Annotated in this window: 1 protein-coding gene and 1 pseudogene; both read right to left on the bottom strand. The window is 42.3% G+C overall.

Features of this window, described 5'->3' with window-relative positions; all coding sequences use genetic code 11:
* On the bottom strand, positions 1-286 hold a 286-nt coding region (locus ADIWIN_RS07790; RefSeq protein ID WP_040756726.1), incomplete at its 3' end, for an ATP-binding cassette domain-containing protein.
* A pseudogene (locus ADIWIN_RS20505) lies at positions 283-627 on the bottom strand (ABC transporter ATP-binding protein); the annotation flags it as partial. The gene ADIWIN_RS07790 and the pseudogene ADIWIN_RS20505, both read right to left, overlap by 4 nt.

Here is a 627-nt window from a genome sequence, read left to right as displayed (position 1 = left end):
CCGTTAAATCATCGTAAAGCGCAAACTTCTGGCTCATATAGCCAATGTTTTTCTTGATAAGCTCCGTTTGGGTATAGACGTCAAAGCCTGCTACACTTGCTTCACCAGAGCTGGGTTTCGAAATTCCAATAAGCATTTTCATGGCCGTGGTTTTTCCTGCCCCATTCGCCCCCAGAAAGCCAAATATCTCACCCGCTTTTACCTCAAAGCTTATGGCATCAACAGCTAGAAAAGCGCCAAACTTTTTCGTCAATTCTACGACCTTTATAACATTTTCTTCGCTCATTTTCTTGCCAATTCCATAAATACATCCTCAATGGTAGGTTCGGTAAGCCCAATATAAATTTCTGAAAGCCCCTTTGATTTCAGGTAATTTTCCAATTCAGGTATTTCTAAATCGGTCCGCTTATCCGTATAATGGACGAACTCCCCAAAAGGATAGACACTGTACAAGTTTGGGAAATCCCGGAGTACTTGTATTAATTTATGCCTTTCCTTTGCCCCGATTTCATAAACTGCTTTAGGGTACTTTTGCACAATATGCTTCGGACTGTCAATTTCAAGGAGCTGCCCATCTTGCATGAGGGCCACCCTATCGCACAAAGCAGCTTCATCCATATAAGGAGT

Source organism: Winogradskyella psychrotolerans RS-3, assembly GCF_000427335.1.
GTDB lineage: Bacteria > Bacteroidota > Bacteroidia > Flavobacteriales > Flavobacteriaceae > Winogradskyella > Winogradskyella psychrotolerans.
The sequence above is the reverse complement of the archived record's forward strand: the minus strand, read 5'-3'. Positions and strand labels throughout refer to the sequence as shown.